This window comes from Psychrobacillus sp. FSL H8-0484, assembly GCF_038005325.1.
In the GTDB taxonomy this organism is placed as follows: domain Bacteria; phylum Bacillota; class Bacilli; order Bacillales_A; family Planococcaceae; genus Psychrobacillus.
Genome location: NZ_JBBOSZ010000001.1, coordinates 2,101,144 through 2,124,354, shown reverse-complemented (window position 1 = coordinate 2,124,354; position 23,211 = coordinate 2,101,144). Strand labels below are relative to the sequence as shown.

The window sequence follows — 23,211 nt, the reverse complement described above, 5'->3', positions numbered from 1 at the left end:
AGTGGTGGTCCTTGCCGAATTTAATATACAACTCTATGCACCCAAAATTGAGTTTGTCTACAGTCTGAAGCGAGCACCTTTACGGGGTGCTCGCTTTTTTGTCTACCGATAAAGCAAAGTATTTATTGTACGGTGTAACGTCAATATTTAATTCTGCTAGTTTCTTGCGTAAAAACTTATGGTCACGCTTCGGAGTCGCAATGATGTATCCACGAATTAATAGCTCTCGTGTAATAGATGTCGCTTCTTCTTCGAGTGCCAACTGTCCAATTTTCCCCGCTATTTTTTGTTTTGCAACAGGTCTAAACAATTCTGGAACAGGACTCACTAACTCGTTTAATAGACCTTTTTGTTCCTCATTCCATAAATGAATAGTCTTATCCACATAATAATCTTGCCAATCTAAATCAGATTTCCCATCATCTTTTGGCATTGATTTTAGAAACTTACGGAACATAAAGAAGCCGCCGATTCCCATCAATGTAACTAGTACTACTACCCAAAAGAGTATAAACCATAAAAACCAACCTTCTAACAATCTATTCACCTCATTCTCCTACTCTTTAGTATAAGTTGTTCTGAAAAATATTTCACCTTGAATGTATCCTTTCTATCAAAAACTTTCTATCTATTAGTTGAAAGGAGGTGATACATATGGCGAACCTGGAACATAAACAAGCAGTTTTAAAACTAATTTTCGAAGGTGAGTTAACAGGAGACGGAAAAATGAAAACAAAGTCGAAATCGTACCGTAATGTCCAAGGAGCTGCAACAGCAGATCAATTAGAAACAGTTGCGCTTACAATCTCAGGCTTTTCTAACAGTGTGTATATCGGTACTGAAAAAATCGAAACATCGAATTTAAGCTAATTAAAATGAAGGAGGAACAGACATGACGAAAACTTTACAATTACAATTTGGAACAGCTGCCGGGAAAAACGTTATGTTAACGGTTGAGGAACCAAAGGATTCGTTAACGCGCAATGAAATTGAAACAGGTATGCAAGCAATCATTACTAGTAATGTGTTTCAAGTAGATGGAGCAGCGCTTACATCCATAAAAAGTGCAAAAGTTGTAGAACGGAATATAAGCGAAATTATTTAAGAATTGAGACTCTCCAATTATTGGAGAGTCTTTTTAAAAGGATGTGATTTAAATGGATCAGTGGCTTTCTATCATTCAAGACGTGGGCTTTCCAATATTCGTGTCATTTTATCTGATGCACCGAGTGGAAAGCAAACTGGAAGAAATTAAAAATGCACTGTTGTCTTTAAAATAAAATCTAGTCACAAAACTGTTGATTTCTAAGAGGCAATCTAGTTGAAGGAACAAACTTGTTTCGATAAGATAAGGCTATGAAGAGAAAAAGAGAGGTCTCAATATGAAAAAATTATTTGCAATGCTAGCAATAGCATTAGTAGTTCTCGCAGGTTGTGGCAGCAGTGGAAATTTTGAAGCCCAAACAAATTGGGAAATAGAAGATTTTACGTATGATAACCAACGTGGGGAAGAAGTTTCTTTAGAAAGCTTAAAAGGGCAGGTTTGGTTAGCTACATTTATTTTCACAAATTGTGAGACAGTATGTCCGCCAATGACTTATAATATGAGCGATATTCAAAGCATGTTAAAAGAAAAAGGTGTCGAAGATTATAAAATTGTGGAATTTAGCGTAGATCCGGAAGTAGATACACCAGAAAAACTTCAAGAGTATATCGGAAACTACGATGTAGTGGACGAAAGCAAATGGGAACTTTTAACCGGCTACACGCAAGAGCATATTTCACAATTTGCTCAAAAATCATTTAAAACATTAGTAAAAAATGATCCTAATTCAAACCAAGTCATTCATGGAGTATCTTTTTACTTAGTAGATCAAAATGGTGTTGTAGTGAAAAGTTATAACGGGAACACAGATGTTCCTAAAGAAGAAATCGTTATGGACGTAGAAACATTAATAGAAGACGGTAAATAAACGAAAAGCCTATCCTCGGTTAAAATAATCGGGAACAGGCTTTTTTTTCATAAAATGGATGAATGGGAATAATTCAAATTCAAACAAAAAAACCGCGAGTGTATGGACCTGCAAAGTCCTTACATTTGCGCTTTTTACATGTTATTTTGCTTTTTCAGTAAGTCTCTAATCTCTTCCAGTAATGCTTCTTTTGCATCTACCGTGGGCGTCTCCTCAATTACCTCCATAACTTCTTCCTTTCGTTTAAATTTAGACAATAGTCGAATAAACAAGAAAATAGAAAATGCGATTACGATAAAATCAAACACGGATTGAATAAAATTGCCATATAATATTTCTGTATCTTTATAAGGAAGTGACATTGAAGTAAAATCCACTCCATTTAATAGAATTCCTACTAAAGGCGTGATAATATTTTCTACTAATGATGTCACAATTTTGCCAAATGCTGCTCCAATGACAACAGCTACCGCTAAGTCTAGTACATTCCCTTTAAACGCAAACTCTTTAAAGTCTTTCCACATATGCGCTCACCTCCATAAAGTCATACTACAAAAAAGTAAAGCGATTGTATAGCGAATATTTAAATTTTACTCTACTGTTTATAGACAAATTATGCTATTGTTTTCTTAGAGATATAGATGGGTGGTGTACGTGTGTCTTTAAAGAAAACTTATCGAAATATATCGTTTCGTATCGTTATTATTTACGCCGTTACTAGTCTATTATGGATTCTATTTTCAGACACATTATTTCAATATTTCCCAGTTGGAAACACAACTGCGAATATAAAGAGCTATATTTTTATTGCTTTAAGTGCACTTTTACTTCTGTATTTAATGAAACAATTATGGAGCGCCCAAAATGACTTATTATTGAAAGAATATGAAGATGATTTAACAGGCCTACAAAATAGAAGTTCTTTACAGACTACCCTATCCGATTTTATTTCTAATAAAGAAAAATTTTACTTACTTTTTATAGATTTTGACCGCTTTAAAATGATCAATGACTTATACGGGCATGAGAGCGGAGACTCCGTCTTAATTCAAGTGTCAAATAGACTTCGAACTAATCAGTATATTAAGCCTCAAGATGTTGTTGCACGGTGGGTTGCTGATGAATTTATTATCTTATTGAAAAATAGAACAGATGATGAAATAGCAATATTTATCGATGATGTCTTTTCGGATTCTGCAGTACCTTTACAAATTTACGGAAAAGAGATTATTAATTCCATTAGTATAGGATCCGTTCAATATCCCCATGATTCGACAGTAGCCTCTGAACTATTAAGATTTGCGGAAATTGCGGCAGAGGAAGCCAAGAAATCAGTGGGATCAACCCATGTACCTTATCGAAAACATTTGTCTGACCTAGCAAATAGGGAGCTGTACTTAGAAGAAGGCTTAAAGGATGCATTGGAAAATAACGAATTACTACTTAATTTTCAACCGCAAATATTAACAAATACACAGGAAATTATTGGACTGGAATCGCTCATTCGTTGGAAGCATGACGATCAATTTATTTCACCTGGAGAGTTTATTCCTATTGCTGAAAAAAGTGGACTTATTATTAAAATTGGTGACTTTGTATTGCGCGAAACATGCAAGCAAATACCCATAATTGAAGAAGTAATTCATAAGGAATTACTATTTAGTGTCAATGTATCTGCTAGACAATTTTACCAAATGGATTATATTGCGCGGACAAAGCAAATACTAGAAGAAACGAGGATTCATCCAAGTAAAATTGTATTGGAGATCACAGAGTCGATTATTATGGAATACACAGACTTTGTTATTGAATCCTTGCAAGAATTAAAGGACTTAGGATTTCAAATAGCCATTGATGATTTCGGAACGGGTTATTCCTCGTTCAAGTATTTAGAACTCCTTCCAGTAAATATGATTAAAATTGATCAAAGCTTCACACAATCCATTCATAATGTTCGGACAAAAGCAATTGTGCAATCCATTATTTCACTTGGACATAACTTAAAACTAAAAATATTAGCAGAAGGTGTCGAAAATGTTCTTCAAGTAAATTGTTTGAAAGAATTAGATTGTCATTACTTACAAGGTTATTTTTTTAGTAAACCATTGTCAGTTGAAAATCTGCTAATCGAGTACAAAAAGTAATAAATGGAATAGGTGAACAATGTAGTATGAAACCAACAAATAATAAGTCGTACAAAACAAAGCTTTGGATAATTATATTGCTTCTTCCATTTACTATTACCGTGTATATATTAGCGATTATAGGCTGGCATGAGCTACAAAAAATACCGGCTGTCCAAGAATGGGCAGAAGCTATCCAGGAAAGCACGAATAAACTTGATGTACCAAAAGAATACATTGCCATATACAAGGATGCAGAAGAGCAATACGGAGTTCCATGGACATTGCTTGCAGCTCACCACCGTATTGAAACAAGATTTTCAACGATGGATCCGCTTCTTTCTCCTGTTGGAGCAGAAGGGCATATGCAATTCATGCCCTGTACGTTTGTCGGTTGGTCGCATCCTAGCTGTAGTGGGCTTGGTGTAGGAGACATACCAGAAAAAGATAAAGTGAACCCTGACATCATCGCTCAGTACGGAGGGTATGGAGTTGATGCAAATGGCGATGGGAAAGCCGATCCTTATGACTTAGAGGATGCTATTTATAGTGCAGCTAACTATTTGGCTGCTAGTGGCGCTGCAGATGGAGAGATAGAAAAAGCTATATTTAATTATAATCACAGCGATAAATATGTTAAAGACGTGCTTCATTTTTATCATTTATACGAAAACCAACTAGAAGCAATTCAAGCAGTAACCGCGAAGAAAATAGAAAAATAGGGGCTGTCCAATAAGCCCATAAATTGAAGCAGGTGTAGAAAAAGGAGTCTTTTTCTACACCTGTTTTTTGTATACTTTTTATTAAAACTTCTATTTTTTGTAGGCAATTGATTGTAGTGAAAGACGGCGACTCTAGCGGGAATAGCAGATGTTTTCTGCACCGAAAGCGAAGCGGCAGGTGCATGAGCTGAAGGCCCCGCAGGAGCGAAAGCGACGAGGAGACTGAAGCCATGCCCGCGGAAAGCGTCCGTCTGGAACGGAAATTAATACATTGGAAAAGGGACCAACTCTCAGTCAATGTATGACTTTAGGGACAGCCCCTTTTTGATTTAATTACTTGTATATAGGATAAATTTATTTACGCATTGACTTTAAGATTAAGCTTAAAATTGCTACCAAAATGATCGAACCGATTAATGCTGGAATAATTGGCATATCCCAAATGACAGGTCCCATATCTGGGAAGATTAATCCTCCAATCCAAGCCCCAACAATACCTGCGATAATATTACCAATAATACCACCCGGAATGTCTTTACCTAATATAAGTCCTGCTAACCAACCGATAATACCACCAATAATTAAATACAAAATGAATCCCATATTTTACATCTCCTTCAGAGTGTTTATTGACTTGATACTCTTTATATAACCATCTGGGAGACAGATTAAACATCCCTATTATTATTTAATTACCGTAGCCCCTAAAGCATTAGTAAAATGACCTAACGCCCACTCGTTACCTATAGAATTAAAGCTTGCGACTCCTTTTTCATGAATAACTATGGAAAATCCTAAATTATATGCATCCACTGCTGTATGTAAGATACAAATATCCGTACACACCCCCACAAGATGCACCTCTTCAACATGACGTTCTCTCATCAATTGATGCAAATTCGTTCCGGCAAATGAACTATAACGAGTCTTGTCAAGCCAAATAATGGCATCCATATGTTCATCATACACATTTTTTAGTTCTCCATATAATGCACGTCCTGGCGTGTTGCGAATATTATGAGAAGGAAATAGTTTCGTTTCCGGATGAAATGAATCATTTATATCATGTAAATCGACTGGGAAAATAACTACATCATCATTTGCTAAAAATTCATTCGTTAAAGAAACAATGTACGCTTCAATTAACTGTCCAGGCTCCCCACAAGTCAATGCACCATTCTCACCCACAAAGTCCACAGTATAGTCGATAACAAGTAAAGCTTTTTTCACAAATAATCAACTCCCTTTACCGTTTCTTTTAGTATGATTTAATTTCAAAAATAAGCTAGTAAAAAAAGTGTTTAGAATTTTAAAAATATTTTGTATTTTATTTCAAAAGGATTTATAATAATAAAAAAGGGGTGGAGAAGATGGACATTAAAGCAACCAAAAAGTTAAATAAACAAGCGGTATGGTTTGTCATTCTCAATACAGTACTCATTATGAATGTTGCAATTGAATTCTATTCCGTACATTAGAAATATACCGGGGCAGTTTGAAGCTGCCTCTTATTACATAGAAGGATTAATATAAAGGCGCTGATCTATTTTACGGGTGTTTTTTAGTATATAATTCGTGGAAAACAAGCGGATTCAACCAAATAACAACAATGTAATCTAACAGCGGCAATATAAAAAATGAAACCGAATGCCTTTTCGACATTCGGTTTCATTTTTTTATTTCACGGTATTACTAACAAATGTATCATCTTTATAATACATATTTTTCACTAATATGTTCGGCCCTAAACATTTTACCGCTGGGCAATGGCAATTCAGAGAGTTAGACAGAGGAGAAGCTAACCATTTATCAAAGATGGTAGGAAGAGTATCTGTTTGAATATTTCCTAGCTGCGGTGCATCCCCAAAATCAGTCACAATTACTTGGCCAGTGAAAATATTAACATTTAAGCGAGAGCGTCCATCTGGATCATTTCGAGTTGACACATTTTTAGCATTGCGAAGTCGGTCTAAAAGCTGCAAACTTTTTTCATTCGTACTACAAGGATAAAAAGGGAGTGTGCCAAACAACATCCATACATTTTCGTTACGGAAATCTAAAATATTTTGAATAGCAACCTGAGTTTCTTCTAGTGTAAGAGTTGTTAATGCAGAAGCAAAATCAGATGGGTACATAGGGTGAATCTCATGGCGTGCACATTTCATTTCTTCTACTACTTGTTTATGAATATGTTCTAAGTAAGGAAGTGTCTTTTTGTTCAGCATTGTTTCGGCTGAAACCATTACACCGGCTTCTGAAAGCATGCGACTGTTGTCTATCATTCGCTGGAATAGACTAGCACGTTGCTCATATGTAGGCTTTCTTTCCATTATGGCAAAGCCAGTTTCAACAAATTCATCAACCGTACCCCAGTTATGCGATATATGTAAGACATCTAAATAAGGTGCAATGAGTAAGTATCTGTCCGGATCTAATGTTAGGTTTGAATTCATTTGTGTGCGGACACCACGACTATGTGCGTATTTTAATAGAGGGAGCACGTAGTTGGTAACGGACTTTTTCGATAGCATCGGTTCTCCACCCGTTATACTAATCGTTCTTAAATGGGGGATTTCCTCTAGTCGTTGAATGATTAACTCTATTGGCAGTGCGATTGGATCTTTTGGTTGAAGTGTATAACCAACAGCACAATGCGCACATCGCATGTTACAAAGCGTTGTCGTTGTGAATTCTATATTGGATAATGTAAGCTTTCCATGTGTTTCTATATCTCGATAAGCTTCCCATGGGTCATTTATTGTATTCATTATGTAAAACTTCCTTTCCAATAACATATTGTCGCATATTATTTAGTAAAAGAAAATATGTTCTTAGAAAGTGGAATGTTTAAAAGAACTGTAGAGTATAGGTAGGATAAACAGAAACGAGTGGAGGATTTATTTGTTTTTAGAGAAAAATAATAAAATAAGAACAGAACTATTTCAGCGAGTTGATTTATTAACTGATCAACAATTCAACGAAAAACCGAATCTAACTTCTTGGTCTCCAAAAGAAATCATCGAGCACTTAGTCAGATTGGAAAAAATGATAACAAAAGGTATTAAATTTCAACTTGCAAATCCTTCAAGTCCTCATGCAATGAAAAAACCAATTCAACTTATCACAATTCGTGTAATAAAAGTAAAAGCACCTAGCTATATTGTACCTTCAGGGGAATATCAAACAATAGAAGAAATGAAAGCTCTACTAGATGATGCCAGAGCGGAGCTTCTTTCTTTATATGCCTCCACTGATCTAAATACATTTAAAACTAAATCAATGAAGCATCCTCTTTTTGGACAGGTTCCACTTATTCAATGGTTCGCATTTGTAGGATTACATGAAAAAAGACATACTAAGCAATTAGAAAAAACGATCAAAATCGTCCAAAGTCATAAGAAATAATTATGACTTATAATAATTTTAATGTAATTTACTTATCGAGGATATTCACGTATGATAATTATTGGAGAAAAGTCGCTTGTAAAGAGTCTTTTCAATAGATATTAGGAGGAATATAAATGGCAAAGAGTAGCTTACACAACAGCCGGACTTCTTTTTCACTAAATGGTAAAGAATATAACTATTACCGTTTAGCTGCATTGGAAGAAGCGGGAATCGCAAATGTATCACGCCTTCCATATTCAATTAAAGTTTTATTAGAATCTGTATTACGTCAACATGATGGTTATGTGATTAAAGATGAGCACGTTGAACAACTAGCAAAATGGGGGAAAGATGCAGACCCAGAAGCGGAAGTGCCATTTAAACCTTCACGCGTTGTACTACAAGACTTTACAGGAGTACCAGTAGTAGTAGATTTAGCTTCTTTACGTTCAGCAATGAACGAAATGGGAGGAAATCCAGACAAAATCAACCCTGCTATTCCAGTTGACCTTGTTATCGACCACTCTGTACAAGTAGATAAATACGGTACTGCTAGTGCACTACAAGCAAATATGGACCTTGAGTTCGAACGTAATGCAGAGCGCTATAATTTCTTGAAATGGGCTCAAACATCTTATGATAATTTCCGTGCTGTACCACCAGCAACTGGTATCGTTCATCAGGTAAACCTAGAGTATTTAGCTCCAATCGTTCATGTGAACGAAAGTGCTGATGGAACATTAGAAACATTCCCAGATTCAGTAGTAGGTACTGACTCTCATACAACGATGATCAACGGACTTGGTGTACTTGGATGGGGTGTAGGTGGTATCGAAGCAGAAGCTGGAATGCTTGGTCAACCTTCATACTTCCCAATTCCTGAAGTAATCGGAGTTAAATTAGTTGGAGATCTTCCAAACGGAACAACTGCAACTGACTTAGCACTTAAAGTGACACAAGTTTTACGTCAACAAGGTGTTGTTGGTAAATTTGTTGAGTTCTTCGGACCTGGCGTATCTAAGTTACCATTAGCTGACCGTGCGACAATTGCTAACATGGCTCCTGAGTATGGTGCTACATGTGGATATTTTGCAATCGATGAAGAATCGATCAACTATTTACGTCTAACTGGACGTGACGAAGAACATATTGCTGTAGTAGAAGCTTACTTAAAAGCAAATGATATGTTCTTTGATCCAACTCTAGAACCTGTTTATACAAATGTAGTGGAAATTAATCTTGGAGATATCGTAGCAAACCTTTCTGGACCAAAACGTCCACAAGATTTAATCCCACTTACTGATATGAAAGCTCGTTACCATGAAGCAGTTGTTGCTCCACAAGGTACACAAGGTTTCGGTTTAACAGAAAAAGAATTCGATAAAACGGCAACTGCTAAATTTGCGGATCAAGATGTTGTGATTCCAACTGGTGCTGTAGCAATCGCTGCAATCACTTCATGTACAAATACATCTAACCCGTATGTTATGTTAGCTGCTGGTTTAGTTGCGAAGAAAGCAGTTGAAAAAGGATTAACTGTTCCTGCTTTCGTGAAAACATCTTTAGCACCTGGTTCTAAAGTTGTTACTGGTTATTTACAAGATTCAGGATTAAACAAATACTTGGATGAAATTGGCTTCAATACTGTAGGATACGGCTGTACAACATGTATCGGTAACTCCGGTCCATTACTGCCTGAAATTGAAAAAGCAATCATTGAAAAAGATTTATTCGTAACTTCAGTTCTTTCTGGTAACCGTAACTTTGAAGGTCGTGTACATCCACTTGTAAAAGCGAACTACTTAGCATCACCACCATTAGTTGTTGCTTATGCACTTGCTGGTACAGTAGATATCGACTTACAAAAAGATTCATTTGGTACAGACAAAGATGGCAACGAAGTATTCTTTGCTGATATCTGGCCATCAACAGAAGAAGTAAACGAAGTGCTTTCAACAGTTGTTACTCGTGAATTATTCCAAAAAGAATATGCACGTGTATTCGATGAAAATGAAGCGTGGAATGCAATTGAAACATCAACTGAATCTCTATACTCATTCAATGATAAATCAACTTACATTCAAAACCCACCATTCTTCCAAGGACTATCTAAAGAGCCTGGTGATATCCAAACGCTTGCTGGCCTTCGTGTTGTGGCGAAATTCGGTGATTCTATTACGACTGACCATATTTCACCAGCTGGTGCGATTGGTAAAGATACTCCTGCAGGTAAATACTTGCGCGAAAATGGCGTAGAAATTCGTGACTTTAACTCATATGGTTCACGTCGTGGTAACCATGAAGTTATGATGCGCGGTACATTTGCAAACATCCGTATCCGTAACCAAGTTGCTCCTGGTACAGAAGGTGGATACACTACTTACTGGCCAACTGGCGAAATTACGTCTATCTATGATGCAGCTATGAAGTATCAAGAAGAAGGTACTGGATTAGTAGTAATTGGCGGGAAAGATTACGGAATGGGATCATCTCGTGACTGGGCAGCTAAAGGAACGAACCTTTTAGGCATTAAAGCAGTAATTACGGAAAGCTTTGAGCGTATTCACCGTTCAAACCTAGTAATGATGGGTGTTTTACCTCTTAATTTCTTACCAGGTGAAAATGCTGAAACACTTGGCTTAACTGGTAAAGAAGAAATCAGTATAAACATTGCAGAAGGTGTTAAACCTCGCGATATCCTAAAAGTAACAGCTAAAGCACAAGATGGTTCTGTAAAAGAATTCGACGTGCTTGCTCGTTTCGACTCAGAAGTAGAAGTAGATTACTACCGTCACGGTGGTATCCTTCAAATGGTATTACGTAACAAAATGCTAGAAGCATAAGTCAACACGAAAGGACCTAATTCTAAGTGAATTAGGTCCTTTCAGACTGTAGACAAACTCAATTTTGGGTGCATAGAGTTGTATATTAAATTCGGCAAGGACCACCACTTCGCTTTCCGTGGGCTTGGCTTCAGCCTCCTCGTCACTGCGTTCCTGCGGGGTCTTCTGCTCAAGCTGTTCCCACAGGAGTCTTCGTGGTGGTCCTTGCCTTATAAACAATTCCTTATAGATATCCACTATTATTCTTTTAATTAGATAATGTAACCTCTTTAGGAATATTTATTGATATTGTTATCATAACCATTTATAAAATTACTTTTGTCGTCAAGCTGAAAGGACCTAATTCTAAGTGAATTAGGTCCTTTTTGCGTATAGCTATTTTTAGAACAGTTTAAGCTGAACTAAAGGAATTTTTAGCTTTATCTTAATCTTATGTACATACACTGATTACAACTAGTAAGAACAATAAACTGTATAACATGCTTTTTAGCTAGCGACTGTCAATATAATTACGGGTATAATGGTGAAGGAGGTGTGACAAAATGCAAATAGTATTTGTTTTAACTGAAGATGGTCAGGAGCTTTTTCAACTAGTGTCAAATGATGTAGCGGGTGTTTTGGCAGCTGCGCAAGGGGAGAGTGTGACATTTCCGAGTGGTCACTTCAAATATGATTTCCACAATTTAGATCACTACATAGAAGATGATGTGTACAAGCAGGAACTAGTAATTTACTTAAAAAGAGCATAAAAATAAGAAAAACGATTTTGGGATATCCAGAGAAGTATTCAAAGTAAAAGACGTAATCAGCAATTATAGATTACGTCTTTTCGTACTCTTCTTTATTAAATACATCGATATCTATAACACAAGCGGTGGAGGCGTTTGTTTTAGCCAATCAGTAGGTCCTTTTTATAGACAAAAAACACCTTTACTCAAGGAGTTACAACATAATGATCATTTAACCCAATCAGGTCTTATTAATGAAAAAACGAATGCATCATGTGATTGATTGTCTTGATATAGATATTCTCTTAACAAACCCTCTTTTTGAAAACCTAATTTTAGTAGAAGTTTATAGGATGCTTCGTTTTCTGGAAATGTAACCGCTCCTATACGATTTATATCTAACTCTTCAAAACAATATTGAATAACGGCTTCTACAGCCTCACTAATAATCCCTTTTCTCCAATGTTCTGGTGAAAGCTCATACCCTATTTCTGTTCGTTTGTTTGAGATCAGGAGATTATTTAACCCAACCGTCCCAACAAATTGAGAAGTATCTTTTCGTACGATTCCCCAGCGCATAGATCTTCTTTGTTGAAAATTAGTGGAAAACGTTTTAATTAAATTTACTGCTTGTTCTTCCTCGGTAAAAGGAGACATACCGTAAAATTTAATCACTTCCTTGTTTGAAAAGATTGAATAAATGTCAGATGCGCGATCTTCCTTAATCTCTATTAACTTCAAACGTTCTGTATCTAGTATTGGAAACTCCATCTAATCTCCCTCTCTTGTCATGTGTTTCTAATAAATAGTTTAACATTTCCAACAATCAGATAAAACTCCCTTAACATAATTAATATTTTTGCTTTAGTAAATTAGGTTGTTATTTTTAGAAACGTATATTTTGTGAAGAAACTCCACTAGACTCCTGCGGAAAACGGCCTCCCAAGAACCCCGCAATGAGTTTGCGAGTTAGGAGGTTTAGCAGTTTGTCCGCGGAAAGCGAGCGGATTTTCGGCAGGTAATAACATGTTCATGTTATGAGTAGAAAAATCTGAATTAGCATTCAATTATGAATATTATTATGATACGATATGTTTAACTAATTTTGTAGAAGGAGGTGAAGTATGGTAAATACTACAATTATTATGTCAAAACTAACCCCACCTATCCCATCTTCGTATTACATGAGAAGATCATCCTTAATTAAGAAGTTAAAATCTAATGTGGATAAGAAACTTTCCCTTTTACATAGTGGTGCGGGTTTTGGTAAAAGTTCTGCACTCGCACAATATTTTACAGATTCTAAAGAATTGTTCTCATGGTATACGATTACTGAAGAGGATGATGACATTCTCCCTTTTTTAAGGCATTTAGTTCAAAGTATACAAAAAGTAATTCCTACTTTTGGCAAGACTCTCATGGAAAAAGATTTACTCTCTATGTATCCAAAAGAGACAGAATTAACACGATGGTACTCCTTATTTAGTAATGAACTAGCAAGCATCGATAATCCATTTTCAATTGTGCTAGATGATTTTCATCTTGTCGATCACGTATTTCACATAAATTATATAGTGGAGAAAATTATTGAGTTTCTACCTCCCAATGTACATTTAGTCGTTGCTTCACGCTTACGGCCAAAATGGTCTATTTTATTAAAACTAAAGTTAGGTGGACAACTAGTTGAATTAACAGAAGCAGATTTCATGTTTTCGGAAGAGGAAATCCAGGTGTTTTTCGAAGATTATTTTGATAAAACGATTTCAAGTGAAGAAGCTGCAAAAATAATGAATTTAACAGAAGGATGGGCAATTGCAATTCATTTAATAGCGCTACAGGTTACTGAGACGAATAAGCAAATTACGCAATTATTTGATCCAGCATTAAAAGATTTGTTTTCGTATTTGTCCGAGGAAGTATTTTTATTAATGTCTGCAGAAGACCAGCAATCCTTATTAAACTTCAGTATTTTTCCATTGTTTACATTCCAAGAAATTAGAGACTTTTTTGGAGAAGCAGAGGTCCAACATTTAGAAAGATTAACAAGCAGTCATGCATTTATACAATCTTTAAGTGATACGAATGCATATCGGTTTCATGCGTTGTTTCAACAGTTTTTAGAAACGAAATGGCTACAAAAGGATAAACAGCTATACTATGACATGCAAAAAAAAGCAGCGCATTATTTTAAAGAACAAGATAATTTAGTCCAATCGATCCATCATGCTGTTAAAGCAAATGACGAATTATTTCTTGGTCAAATACTCGTCCTATCTGCTAATTCTATGATTCAGGCTGGACAGTTTGACTGGCTATTAGATTTGATGAAAGACAACTTATCTCTTCATACAAGAGAACAATTTTACGAGTTATATTATTTTGAAGGCGAATGTCATCGTTACAGAGCCTTTTATGAGAAAGCAAGAAAGTCCTATGAGACTTGTTTAGCTTTAGCTACAGGAAAAGAAGATATTTTGTTTGTCAGCCGATCAAATGCAGGGCTTGCACATATTTATTTGGATACAATCCAACCAGCACTTGCAAAACCTTATTTAGAAGAAGCAATTAGATGGGCTGATAAAAGTCAGGATAACTTTGCAGAAAGAATGTTTTTAAAAAGGCTACTTGCTGAAAACTTAGTGAATCTTGGGAAGGCAAATGATGCAAAGGATTGGGTCATACAGGAACAGTTAGATGCCGCGATATTAAAAGAAGGCAACCTAGACGCACGAATATTTTTGCGGACCGGTATGTTAGATGAAGCAGAGCAAGTGCTAGAAACTCGCATTCGAGATGACATAGGTTTACCGGATTCTCACCGGGAAACAGATGTACTACTCTCCTTTATCTATTCGCTTACTGGTAAAATCGATGCAGCAAAACGGTCTGCTATGAGAGGAATTGAGATGGGAATCAAAGAAAAGTCAGGCTTTGTAGAAGCGGTAGGGTGGACCCGAAAAGGTCATGCAGAAATATTAGTTGACCCTTTCGACTTGGAAACTCCTGAAATGTGCTATCTCAAGGCTATTCAACTTATGGACGAGTTAAACGTTTCGAGAGCAAAGGCAGAGCCATATATGGGCCTCTCTATATTAAAATCGAGACAAGGGCGAGTTCAAGAAGCGATTTCATATGGAGAACAAGGGTTGCGTGAAACGATTAAAAGTAATGATTACTGGCTTTCTGCTTATATCTTACTAGGTTTGACAATTGTTTATTTTGAAAATGATCTTTTAGAAAAAGCAGTACTAACGTGTCATGAAGCAAATGACTTTTTTACGAGTAATGGCGATGTGTATGGGGAAATGATATCGAATTATTGGTTAATGTGTATGTACAATCGTTTGCTGAAGGATGCATCTTTTATAGATCATGCACAAACATTTGTAGAGATATGTCTACGCCATGATTTAATGTTTTTTCTTCAAAACAAAACTGTCTTTGGTCCAGTTGACTTACAGATGAGTTATCCGGTAATACAAAAAGCTTGTGAGTTATTACCAAGCAATAGTCAAGTGCAAGTACTAGCAAATCGGTTAAATATTAAGCCACATATCACCTATCCTGGGTATCAGCTGAGGCTTCAATTGCTTGGTCCATTTTCACTTTTTATGGGCAATCAAGAAATCAATGAACGAAAATGGCAAAGGGATAAATCGAAAGAATTACTAACGTATCTTTACTTGCAAAAAAATCGCTTTGTACCTAAGGAAGAGTTAATGCGTGCATTATGGGAGGAAAGCGACGAAAAGACGATGAATCGAGATTTTAAAGTTACACTTAATTCCTTATTAAAAGTACTTGAACCAAATCGTATAGCAAGAGAAGAATCTTATTTTATTATTCGAAAGCAGTCCATGTACCGTCTAAATCCAGATGCTAGTATTGAAAGTGATATTGAAGCTTTTCAAACGTGTGTAGAAAAAGGTTTAGAAGAGAAAGATCCTCATGTATGTAAGGAACTTTTATTAAAAGCGATTAAGCTATATAAAGGTGAACTGCTAGAAGATAAGTCTACAATCGATTGGATATCACATGAGCGAGAAAAAGCGCAACAACAATATGTGATGGCCTTAGAACGATTGGCTCAAACATATACCAGATTAAAAGAATTTGAGAAAACAATTTTCTATGCACAAAAACTTTTAAAAATAGAATCTACGTGGGAAGAAGCTTACCGACTGATGATGTATGCATTTTATCAGCAGCAAAACAGGACGCAAGCGGTAAAATGGTATGAACGATGTGTTGCTGTATTAGATGCAGAGTTAAACATCGAACCGATGAATACAACGATACAAATGTATGAAATGATTAAGAGCTATGGATGAGTGCAGAGAGAATTTTCTTTCTGCTCTTTTTGAATTCTTTGGTCTAATTACTTAATATACAACCTTTTACTACTGTGCAAAGCTCGTCGCAAAAGAGTTACAAAAGCGAGTTTTTGTAACTCTTTTGTAACTACTCTTTTGTACCATTGGGTAGAAGCATGAGAACGCTTACAAAATATTAGAAGGGGGATTTACATGACAAAAAAATTGGGCTTGCTGCTGACGCTTTTGTTTGTTTTGATTTTCAGTGCGGCTTGTAGTGAAAAAGCTGTAACTACACCGAAGGAGGAAGAGCAAACTACGGAAGAAACAACTCCTGTTTCAAGTGAAGTGACAGAAGAAGCAGGTACGATTAAAATCGGTGTGCTTGCATCTTTAACAGGAGCGTTAGAATCTTATGGAAAACAAACAAAAAATGGATTTGAATTAGGTCTTGAATACGCGACTAACGGAACAATGGAAGTCGCAGGTAAGAAAATTGAAGTTGTTTTTGAAGATACTGAAACAAAACCAGAAGTTGCTGTACAAAAGGCAACTAAGTTACTAGAAGAAGATGAGGTAGATTTTCTAGTAGGTTCTTCGAGTTCAGGTGATACATTAGCTGTTCTTCCACTAGCGGAAGAGTATAAAAAGATTATGGTAGTTGAACCTGCTGTTGCAGATAGTATTACAGGTTCAGAATTTAATCCGTATATTTTTAGAACAGGACGTAATTCTTCACAAGATGCAGTAGCAGGTGCTGCGGCAATTGCAAAACCAGGAGTGAAAATTGCAACATTTGCACCAGATTATTCCTTTGGTTGGGACGGCGTAGCTGCATTTAAAGCGGCTGCAGAAAAGTTAGGAGCAGAAGTGGTACTAGAGGAATTTGCTGATCCAGCAGCGACTGATTTCACATCTAATTTACAAAAGATCATCCAAGAAAAACCGGACTATCTATTTGTCATTTGGGCAGGAGCAAATTCTCCTTGGAACCAAATTGCAGACTTAAAATTGCAAGAAAAAGGGATCAAAATTTCTACAGGAGCACCTGATATTCCGGCACTTTCTATTATGGAGCCATTAGTTGGAATGGAGGGCTTCTCCGTCTATTATCATACGCTACCAAAAAATAAAATTAATGATTGGTTAGTAGACGAACATAAAAAACGTTTTGACGGTGCAGTGCCTGACTTATTCACTCCAGGTGGAATGTCAGCGGCTATTGCAATTGTAGAGGCACTGAAAAAATCAGAAGGTAATGCAGATGGAACGGAACTGATCAAAATAATGGAAGGTCTTTCATTTGAAACACCAAAAGGAAAAATGACTTTCAGACCAGAAGATCATCAAGCAATGCAAACCCTGTATTCCATAAAATTAGAAAAACAAGACGGGGTTCCTTATCCAGTACCAGTTCTAATTAGAGAGTTGTCTCCGGAAGAAACTGAACCACCGATTTTAAACAATAAGTAAGACGTAAGAGCGGCAACCAAGAATACCTTAAAAACTTGTAATTCTAAGTGACGACCTAATTTATTTAGGTCTGTCACTCTCCATATTATAGATCTCTCTATGGTATGGAGAGCGACAGATGAAAGGAGTTTATTTGATGGAACCTATACTAAAAACCGAGAATTTAACGATAAAGTTTGGCGGTCAAACTGCTGTAGATCACGTGAACTTTGTTATGCCCGAAAAGCATTTCAAATCCATTATTGGGCCAAATGGGGCTGGGAAGACGACATTTTTCAATTTAATAAGTGGGGAGCTAAAACCTACAGAGGGAGATGTTTTTTTTAGAGGAGAATCTATGGCTAAATATTCTTCCGTTGAGCGTACAAGAAAAGGACTAGGTAGGTCCTTTCAAATTACCAATGTATTTCCCAATCTTACGGTCATTGAAAATGTTCGATTAGCCGTTCAATCTAAAGAGAACATACGATACCAGATGTTTCGCCATTTCACCGCTTATAAGAATTTGCATATACAAGCAGAAGCTTTACTTGAAATGGTATTACTATCAAGTAAAGCCAATTCCTTTGCCAACCAACTATCGCACGGGGAAAAAAGAAAGCTTGAAATTGCCATGTTACTAGCGCTAGATACAGAAGTATTGTTGCTGGATGAACCTACTGCTGGAATGTCTTTAGAGGAAGTACCAGCCATTCTAGATGTTATTAAGCAGATTAAACAAACAGGGGAAAAGACGATTTTATTGATCGAACACAAAATGGATATGATTATGGATTTATCTGATTCCATTATGGTTCTGTTTAATGGAAGATTACTTGCGGACGGTACCCCTAAAGAAATAATGGACAATGAAACTGTACAACATGCTTATTTAGGAGGGTTATACGATGAGCACCTTGCTTAAGGTAGATAATGTGCACACTTATATAGGTCAATATCACATTTTACAAGGTGTTTCCTTCGAGGCGAAAGCTGGTGAAGTAAGTGTGTTATTAGGTAGAAATGGTGCAGGGAAAACAACTACGTTAAAAACGATCATGGGTTTAACGCCAGCGACCTCTGGTTCTATTACTTTTAATGAAAAGTCTATTACCAAAAACGCTACACATCTTATTGCATCTAACGGGATTGGGTACGTACCAGAGGATCAAGGGATTTTTGGGGCCTTGACGGTAGAAGAAAATATAAAAGTAGCGATGAGAAAAGAAGATGATGCAGCAATGGCAAGACAAGAATATGTGCTCGAGCTTTTTCCCGACTTAAAAAAGTATTGGAAAAAAGACGGTGGACATTTATCTGGTGGTCAAAAACAAATGTTATCCATGGCACGTGCCTTTGTTAACGATAGTAAATTGCTCTTAATAGACGAACCATCTAAAGGACTTGCACCGGTTATTATCGAAAAAGTAATGGAAGCTATAGTAGAAATGAAAAAGCAAACAACGATCATTCTTGTGGAACAAAACTTTATGATGGCTAGTAGAATCGGAGATACATATACACTCATCGATGATGGGGAAACCGTTCAATCTGGTCACATGAGCGAACTAGTACAAAACGAAGAGCTGAAACGTAAGTATTTAGGAATTGGGTAAGGGGGTAATGTGATGGAGCTAATTATTAATTTATTCATCAATGGTTTAGCAACGGGAATGCTTATTTTTCTACTTGCTGCGGGTTTAACCTTAATTTTCGGATTAATGGATGTTTTAAATTTTGCTCATGGCGGGTTGTTTGCGTGGGGAGCTTTTTCTGGTGTTTGGTTTTATGATATGACAAATAGTTTTACTTTAGGGATTATCGGAGCCATCTTAACCGGAATCGTGCTTGGATTTATAACAGAAAAACTAATTATAACTCCAGTTTACGGCAATCATGTGCAACAAATATTGATTACATTAGGCTTTATGATTGTATTATCCGAAATGTTAAAGGTGGTTTTCGGTCCAAATCAAATTCCTGCAAAAGTACCTCCTTTGTTAGCTAATAGTTGGGAAATTGGGGACGTTATTATTATAAAATATCGCTTATTTATCATTATTGTCGGGCTTGTTGTTTTTGGGATATTTCAGTTTATCTTAAAACGAACAAAAATTGGTTTAACTGTCCGCGCAGGTGTGATGAATAAAGAGATGGTGCAAGCTCTTGGTATTAATATTAAAAAAGTCTTCTTATATGTATTTATGGCAGGAGCAGCGCTTGCTGCACTAGGTGGCGTTTTAATGGCTCCTTATTCTGGTGTTATATATGCAGAAATGGGAATGGAATTTGCTATTCTTGCGTTTATTGTGGTGGTTATTGGTGGTATGGGAAGTTTTCCTGGCTCTCTCCTTGCAGCAATTCTAGTTGGGCTAGCAGGTAGCTTTATGGCGTACTATGTTCCGGCACTATCACTTGCGGTCAATATGATGCTTATGGCAGTTGTATTAATTTTCCGTCCGCAAGGTTTGTTTACAGCGAAAGGATGATGCGAAATGAAGTCAGCATTTCAACTTAAAAACGGTATACTGCTGGTACTAGTAGTTGCGCTTGCCATATTTCCATTTGTTTCAGATTCTCGAACATGGACAATTTTACTTACACAAATCTTCATTTTCTCCATTTTAGCAATGAGTTATGATATTTTACTTGGATATACAGGGATCGTGTCATTTGGTCATGCCATGTTTTTTGGGATGGGTGCTTATGCGACAGCCATTATGCTTAATAATTTCGAAGCATCATTAGGTATGTTTTTCTTATCCATTGTAGTCGGTATGATTATAGCAGGAGTGATTAGCTTTTTAGTCGGTTTACTTACATTAAGGTTAAAGAGTCATTTCTTTGCCATGCTCACTATGGCTGTATCAGGATTGTTTTTAGTACTGGCAGAAAAATGGAGAACACTTACGCATGGTAATGATGGTTTCACTTTTCGCGCTCCAGAGTTTTTTAAAGATCGCATGATGTTCTACTTACTTGTCCTCGCTTGCTTAGTGCTGATTTTCATCTTCTTACGCAGATTTGTGGAATCTCCACTAGGAAGAGTGCTCATTGCTGTTCGTGAAAATGAACAACGAACTAAGTCATTAGGTTTTCAAACACTGCACTATAAAGTAATTGCTTCTGTCATTGCTGGAGTTGTTGCAAGTTTAGCAGGCTCTTTATATGTTGTTTCGCTACGTTTTGTAAACACAAGCGTACTGACAATGGACATTACACTAGATGCCCTCCTCATGACGATTATCGGAGGTGTTGGAACGCTAATAGGACCCATAATTGGCGCAGGTGTCATTGAACTGGCCCAACATTATTTATCGGGTCTCGCGAAAGAACATCCAATATTTGAACGATGGATTATTTTCTTTGGAATTGTATATATACTTGCTGTTATTTTCTTCCCTAGAGGGATTGTAGGGACTATTCGATATGCTTTTTGGAAACGAAAAAATAAAAACCTGAAAATAGATGTTCCCGCTCCTAAAAGAAGGGAGCTAGTAAAATGACGATTGGGATAGTTAGTACTGGCGTTTATATCCCCAAACACATAATGACTGCGGAGGAAATATCCAATCTCTCCAATTTACCACTGGAGGTTGTTAAAACGAAGATGGGGATTACCCAAAAGCCTATTCCTGGACCAGATGATCATACCGTTGCAATGGGAATACGTGCCGCAGAAAAAGCACTTCAAAAGGGCAACATCGATCCGAAAACAATTGATTTAATTATCTATATTGGGGAGGAACATAAGGAGTTTCCTTTATGGACCGCTGCCATTAAAATGCAAGAGGAATTAGGGGCTTACCATGCCTGGGGCTTTGATGTTGCATTACGATGTGGAACTACTATCATGGCGATGAAAGTGGCAAAAAGTATGATGGAATCGGATTCCTCTATCAATACCGTTTTACTAGCTGGAGGCTATCGGAATAGTGATTTCATTGATTATACAAATGAACGCACACGTTTCATGTTCAACTTAGGAGCAGGTGGAGCAGCGATGATCTTGAAAAAAGACCATCCTGAAAACATTGTGTTAGAGTCCGATATACTGACCGATGGATCCTTCTCAGAAGATGTAGTCGTACCGGTAGGAGGAACAAAAGAACCCCTTACCTCCGAACATTTAGAAAAAGGATTATATCGATTAGATGTGTTAGATCCAAAAGGCATGAGAACAAGACTGGAACAAAAGTCAATGCAAAACTTTATAAACGTTATTCGAAATGCATTAATGAAAAGTGGCTACACAGAAAAAGACATAGATTATTTAGCTATTCTTCATATGAAAAAATCGGCGCATGATTTCGTATTACATGAATTGGGATTAACGGAAGAACAGTCCATTTATTTAAGCGATTATGGCCATATTGGACAGATGGATCAAATTATCTCATTAGAATTAGCCCAAGAAAACGGAAAATTAAAAGACGGAGATTTAACCATTTTAGTTAGTGCAGGAATCGGATACGCATGGGGAGCAGTAGCAATTCAATGGGGGAAACAGAAAGGGAGTGTTGGAATATGACGTTACAAAAAGTTTTATTATCAAATGGAGAATCGATCGCTTATCGGGAACGTCCAGGTGGGGAGCAAGTAATTGTGTTAGTACACGGGAATATGACTTCGTCTAAGCATTGGGATGTATTAATCGATGCAATAGATCCTGTGTATACAATTTATGCAATCGATTTAAGAGGTTTCGGTGAATCATCTTATCATACACGCATTCAAGGAATAAAAGATTTCTCCGATGATTTAAAGGAATTTGTTGATCTATTGTCCTTAAAAAACTTTCATTTAATCGGGTGGTCAACAGGTGGCGCTATTTGTATGCAGTTTGTAGCCGATTATCTTTCTTATTGCGAAAAGCTCATCTTACTAGCATCCGCTTCCACTAGAGGGTACCCGTTTTTCGGTGCAAATGCTGATGGTACCCCAAACGTTAACCATCGATTACAAACAGTAATGGAAATTGAAGCTGATCCTTCTAAAACACTTGCAATACAGGGACTATACGATACGAACAATAGAGAAGGACTAAAGGCAGTTTGGAATGTAGCTATTTATTCGCATAATCAACCATGTGAAGCGCATTATGACGCTTATGTAGATGACATGTTAAAGCAACGAAATCTAGCAGATGTGTATCATGCTTTAAACACGTTTAATATAAGTGCAGAGCATAATGGAGTATCTGATGGAACAAATCAGGCAAAAGACATTGCGCTACCTGTTCTAATCTTAAGGGGTGACAGGGACTATGTTGTCACAGAACAGATGACTCAAGAAATCGTTGCAGATTTAGGAAATGTTGCGACGTATATTCCATTAGTCAATTGTGGACATTCTCCATTAATCGATGATTTGGAGCAGTTAACAGATCGAATTGAAACGTTTCTAACCTCTTTTAGTATAAGTCACCCACTTCTATAAGATGAGTGATGAATACGAATAAATTAGAGTATCTGTGTTTACAAAAGTAGTAAGTACCGCAAAAGAATCTTTGTGGCACGCCTGAGTAACCAACAGACTGTGGCCCAAATCCTCCGGCGTATTCCACATATTTTGTAAAGGAGTTCACCGAGCAAGAATGGTGCACTGTTTTCAGCTGAGCTGATCGTGGAGAGGCGGAAGAAAAAATCTAAGTCAATTTTCCAAGGAGAA

General features: G+C 36.7%; 23 protein-coding genes. 17 read left to right on the top strand and 6 right to left on the bottom strand.

The genetic code is table 11. The annotated features are described in order from the left end of the window. Nucleotides 1-79: 79 nt before the first annotated feature. Nucleotides 80-538, bottom strand: coding sequence for a DUF2621 domain-containing protein (locus tag MHH81_RS10235; protein WP_340925215.1), 459 nt, complete (start codon nt 536-538; stop codon nt 80-82). Between the two features lie 116 nt (nt 539-654). On the opposite strand from MHH81_RS10235, the gene MHH81_RS10230 reads away from it, so the two are divergent. The 4 genes from MHH81_RS10230 (at nt 655) to MHH81_RS10215 (ending at nt 1,973) form a co-directional block, all read left to right on the top strand. Then, complete coding sequence (locus MHH81_RS10230; RefSeq protein ID WP_340920759.1) at nt 655-870, top strand: DUF1659 domain-containing protein; 216 nt, start codon at nt 655-657, stop codon at nt 868-870. Between the two features lie 22 nt (nt 871-892). Then, the gene (locus MHH81_RS10225; RefSeq protein WP_340920757.1) at nt 893-1,105 is read left to right on the top strand and encodes a DUF2922 domain-containing protein; all 213 of its coding nucleotides are present in this window, start codon (nt 893-895) and stop codon (nt 1,103-1,105) included. 52 nt (nt 1,106-1,157) lie between these two features. Next, nucleotides 1,158-1,280 (top strand): YvrJ family protein, encoded by a 123-nt coding sequence (locus MHH81_RS10220; protein WP_340920755.1) that lies wholly within the window; start codon nt 1,158-1,160, stop codon nt 1,278-1,280. Nucleotides 1,281-1,382: 102 nt separating this feature from the next. Then, nucleotides 1,383-1,973, top strand: coding sequence for an SCO family protein (locus tag MHH81_RS10215; protein ID WP_340920753.1), 591 nt, complete (start codon nt 1,383-1,385; stop codon nt 1,971-1,973). A gap of 134 nt (nt 1,974-2,107) precedes the next feature. Here MHH81_RS10215 and mscL read toward each other — a convergent pair whose 3' ends face one another. Then, nucleotides 2,108-2,497, bottom strand: coding sequence for a large conductance mechanosensitive channel protein MscL (mscL, locus tag MHH81_RS10210; protein ID WP_340920751.1), 390 nt, complete (start codon nt 2,495-2,497; stop codon nt 2,108-2,110). Between the two features lie 132 nt (nt 2,498-2,629). On the opposite strand from mscL, the gene MHH81_RS10205 reads away from it, so the two are divergent. Both MHH81_RS10205 and MHH81_RS10200 read left to right on the top strand, forming a co-directional pair. Continuing rightward, nucleotides 2,630-4,117: a putative bifunctional diguanylate cyclase/phosphodiesterase gene (locus tag MHH81_RS10205; protein ID WP_340920749.1), complete on the top strand. Its 1,488-nt coding sequence runs from the start codon at nt 2,630-2,632 to the stop codon at nt 4,115-4,117. Between the two features lie 26 nt (nt 4,118-4,143). Then, nucleotides 4,144-4,818 (top strand): lytic transglycosylase domain-containing protein, encoded by a 675-nt coding sequence (locus MHH81_RS10200; RefSeq protein ID WP_340920747.1) that lies wholly within the window; start codon nt 4,144-4,146, stop codon nt 4,816-4,818. Nucleotides 4,819-5,172: 354 nt separating this feature from the next. Here the strand turns inward: MHH81_RS10200 and MHH81_RS10195 are convergent, their stop codons facing one another. The 3 genes from MHH81_RS10195 to yfkAB all read right to left on the bottom strand — a co-directional run bounded on the left by MHH81_RS10195 (nt 5,173) and on the right by yfkAB (nt 7,586). Then, nucleotides 5,173-5,421, bottom strand: coding sequence for a GlsB/YeaQ/YmgE family stress response membrane protein (locus tag MHH81_RS10195; RefSeq protein WP_340920745.1), 249 nt, complete (start codon nt 5,419-5,421; stop codon nt 5,173-5,175). 81 nt (nt 5,422-5,502) lie between these two features. Beyond that, nucleotides 5,503-6,048 carry a cysteine hydrolase family protein gene (locus MHH81_RS10190; RefSeq protein ID WP_340920743.1) on the bottom strand — a complete coding sequence of 182 codons (546 nt, stop codon included), beginning with the start codon at nt 6,046-6,048 and terminating at the stop codon, nt 5,503-5,505. A gap of 446 nt (nt 6,049-6,494) precedes the next feature. Next, nucleotides 6,495-7,586 carry a radical SAM/CxCxxxxC motif protein YfkAB gene (yfkAB, locus tag MHH81_RS10185; RefSeq protein ID WP_340920741.1) on the bottom strand — a complete coding sequence of 364 codons (1,092 nt, stop codon included), beginning with the start codon at nt 7,584-7,586 and terminating at the stop codon, nt 6,495-6,497. A 133-nt stretch (nt 7,587-7,719) separates the two neighbouring features. On the opposite strand from yfkAB, the gene MHH81_RS10180 reads away from it, so the two are divergent. The 3 genes from MHH81_RS10180 (at nt 7,720) to MHH81_RS10170 (ending at nt 11,797) form a co-directional block, all read left to right on the top strand. Next, nucleotides 7,720-8,223 (top strand): DinB family protein, encoded by a 504-nt coding sequence (locus MHH81_RS10180; RefSeq protein ID WP_340920739.1) that lies wholly within the window; start codon nt 7,720-7,722, stop codon nt 8,221-8,223. A gap of 116 nt (nt 8,224-8,339) precedes the next feature. After that, on the top strand, nt 8,340-11,048 hold the full coding sequence (gene acnA / locus MHH81_RS10175) for an aconitate hydratase AcnA (protein ID WP_340920737.1): 2,709 nt from the start codon (nt 8,340-8,342) through the stop codon (nt 11,046-11,048). Between the two features lie 542 nt (nt 11,049-11,590). Beyond that, nucleotides 11,591-11,797, top strand: coding sequence for a thymidylate synthase (locus MHH81_RS10170; RefSeq protein WP_340920734.1), 207 nt, complete (start codon nt 11,591-11,593; stop codon nt 11,795-11,797). Between the two features lie 207 nt (nt 11,798-12,004). Here the strand turns inward: MHH81_RS10170 and MHH81_RS10165 are convergent, their stop codons facing one another. Further along, complete coding sequence (locus MHH81_RS10165; RefSeq protein WP_340920732.1) at nt 12,005-12,547, bottom strand: GNAT family N-acetyltransferase; 543 nt, start codon at nt 12,545-12,547, stop codon at nt 12,005-12,007. A gap of 353 nt (nt 12,548-12,900) precedes the next feature. Here MHH81_RS10165 and MHH81_RS10160 point away from each other — a divergent pair, with 353 nt between their 5' ends. The 8 genes from MHH81_RS10160 to phaZ all read left to right on the top strand — a co-directional run bounded on the left by MHH81_RS10160 (nt 12,901) and on the right by phaZ (nt 22,980). Then, nucleotides 12,901-16,107 carry a BTAD domain-containing putative transcriptional regulator gene (locus tag MHH81_RS10160; protein ID WP_340920730.1) on the top strand — a complete coding sequence of 1,069 codons (3,207 nt, stop codon included), beginning with the start codon at nt 12,901-12,903 and terminating at the stop codon, nt 16,105-16,107. Nucleotides 16,108-16,302: 195 nt separating this feature from the next. Continuing rightward, on the top strand, nt 16,303-17,562 hold the full coding sequence (locus MHH81_RS10155) for a substrate-binding domain-containing protein (protein ID WP_340920728.1): 1,260 nt from the start codon (nt 16,303-16,305) through the stop codon (nt 17,560-17,562). A gap of 136 nt (nt 17,563-17,698) precedes the next feature. Then, nucleotides 17,699-18,466, top strand: coding sequence for an ABC transporter ATP-binding protein (locus MHH81_RS10150; protein ID WP_340920726.1), 768 nt, complete (start codon nt 17,699-17,701; stop codon nt 18,464-18,466). Continuing rightward, a complete protein-coding gene (locus MHH81_RS10145; protein WP_340920723.1) occupies nt 18,450-19,157 on the top strand; it encodes an ABC transporter ATP-binding protein in 708 nt (235 codons plus the stop codon). The genes MHH81_RS10150 and MHH81_RS10145 overlap by 17 nt, the downstream gene beginning before the upstream one ends. A 12-nt stretch (nt 19,158-19,169) precedes the next feature. Then, on the top strand, nt 19,170-20,030 hold the full coding sequence (locus MHH81_RS10140; RefSeq protein WP_340920721.1) for a branched-chain amino acid ABC transporter permease: 861 nt from the start codon (nt 19,170-19,172) through the stop codon (nt 20,028-20,030). A gap of 6 nt (nt 20,031-20,036) precedes the next feature. Beyond that, entirely contained in the window at nt 20,037-21,047 is a 1,011-nt protein-coding gene (locus MHH81_RS10135) for a branched-chain amino acid ABC transporter permease (protein WP_340920718.1), read from the top strand. Then, entirely contained in the window at nt 21,044-22,072 is a 1,029-nt protein-coding gene (locus tag MHH81_RS10130) for a 3-oxoacyl-ACP synthase (RefSeq protein ID WP_340920716.1), read from the top strand. Before MHH81_RS10135 ends, MHH81_RS10130 begins: the two co-directional genes overlap by 4 nt. Beyond that, a complete protein-coding gene (gene phaZ, locus MHH81_RS10125) occupies nt 22,069-22,980 on the top strand; it encodes an intracellular short-chain-length polyhydroxyalkanoate depolymerase (RefSeq protein WP_340920712.1) in 912 nt (303 codons plus the stop codon). Before MHH81_RS10130 ends, phaZ begins: the two co-directional genes overlap by 4 nt. Nucleotides 22,981-23,211: the final 231 nt, after the last annotated feature.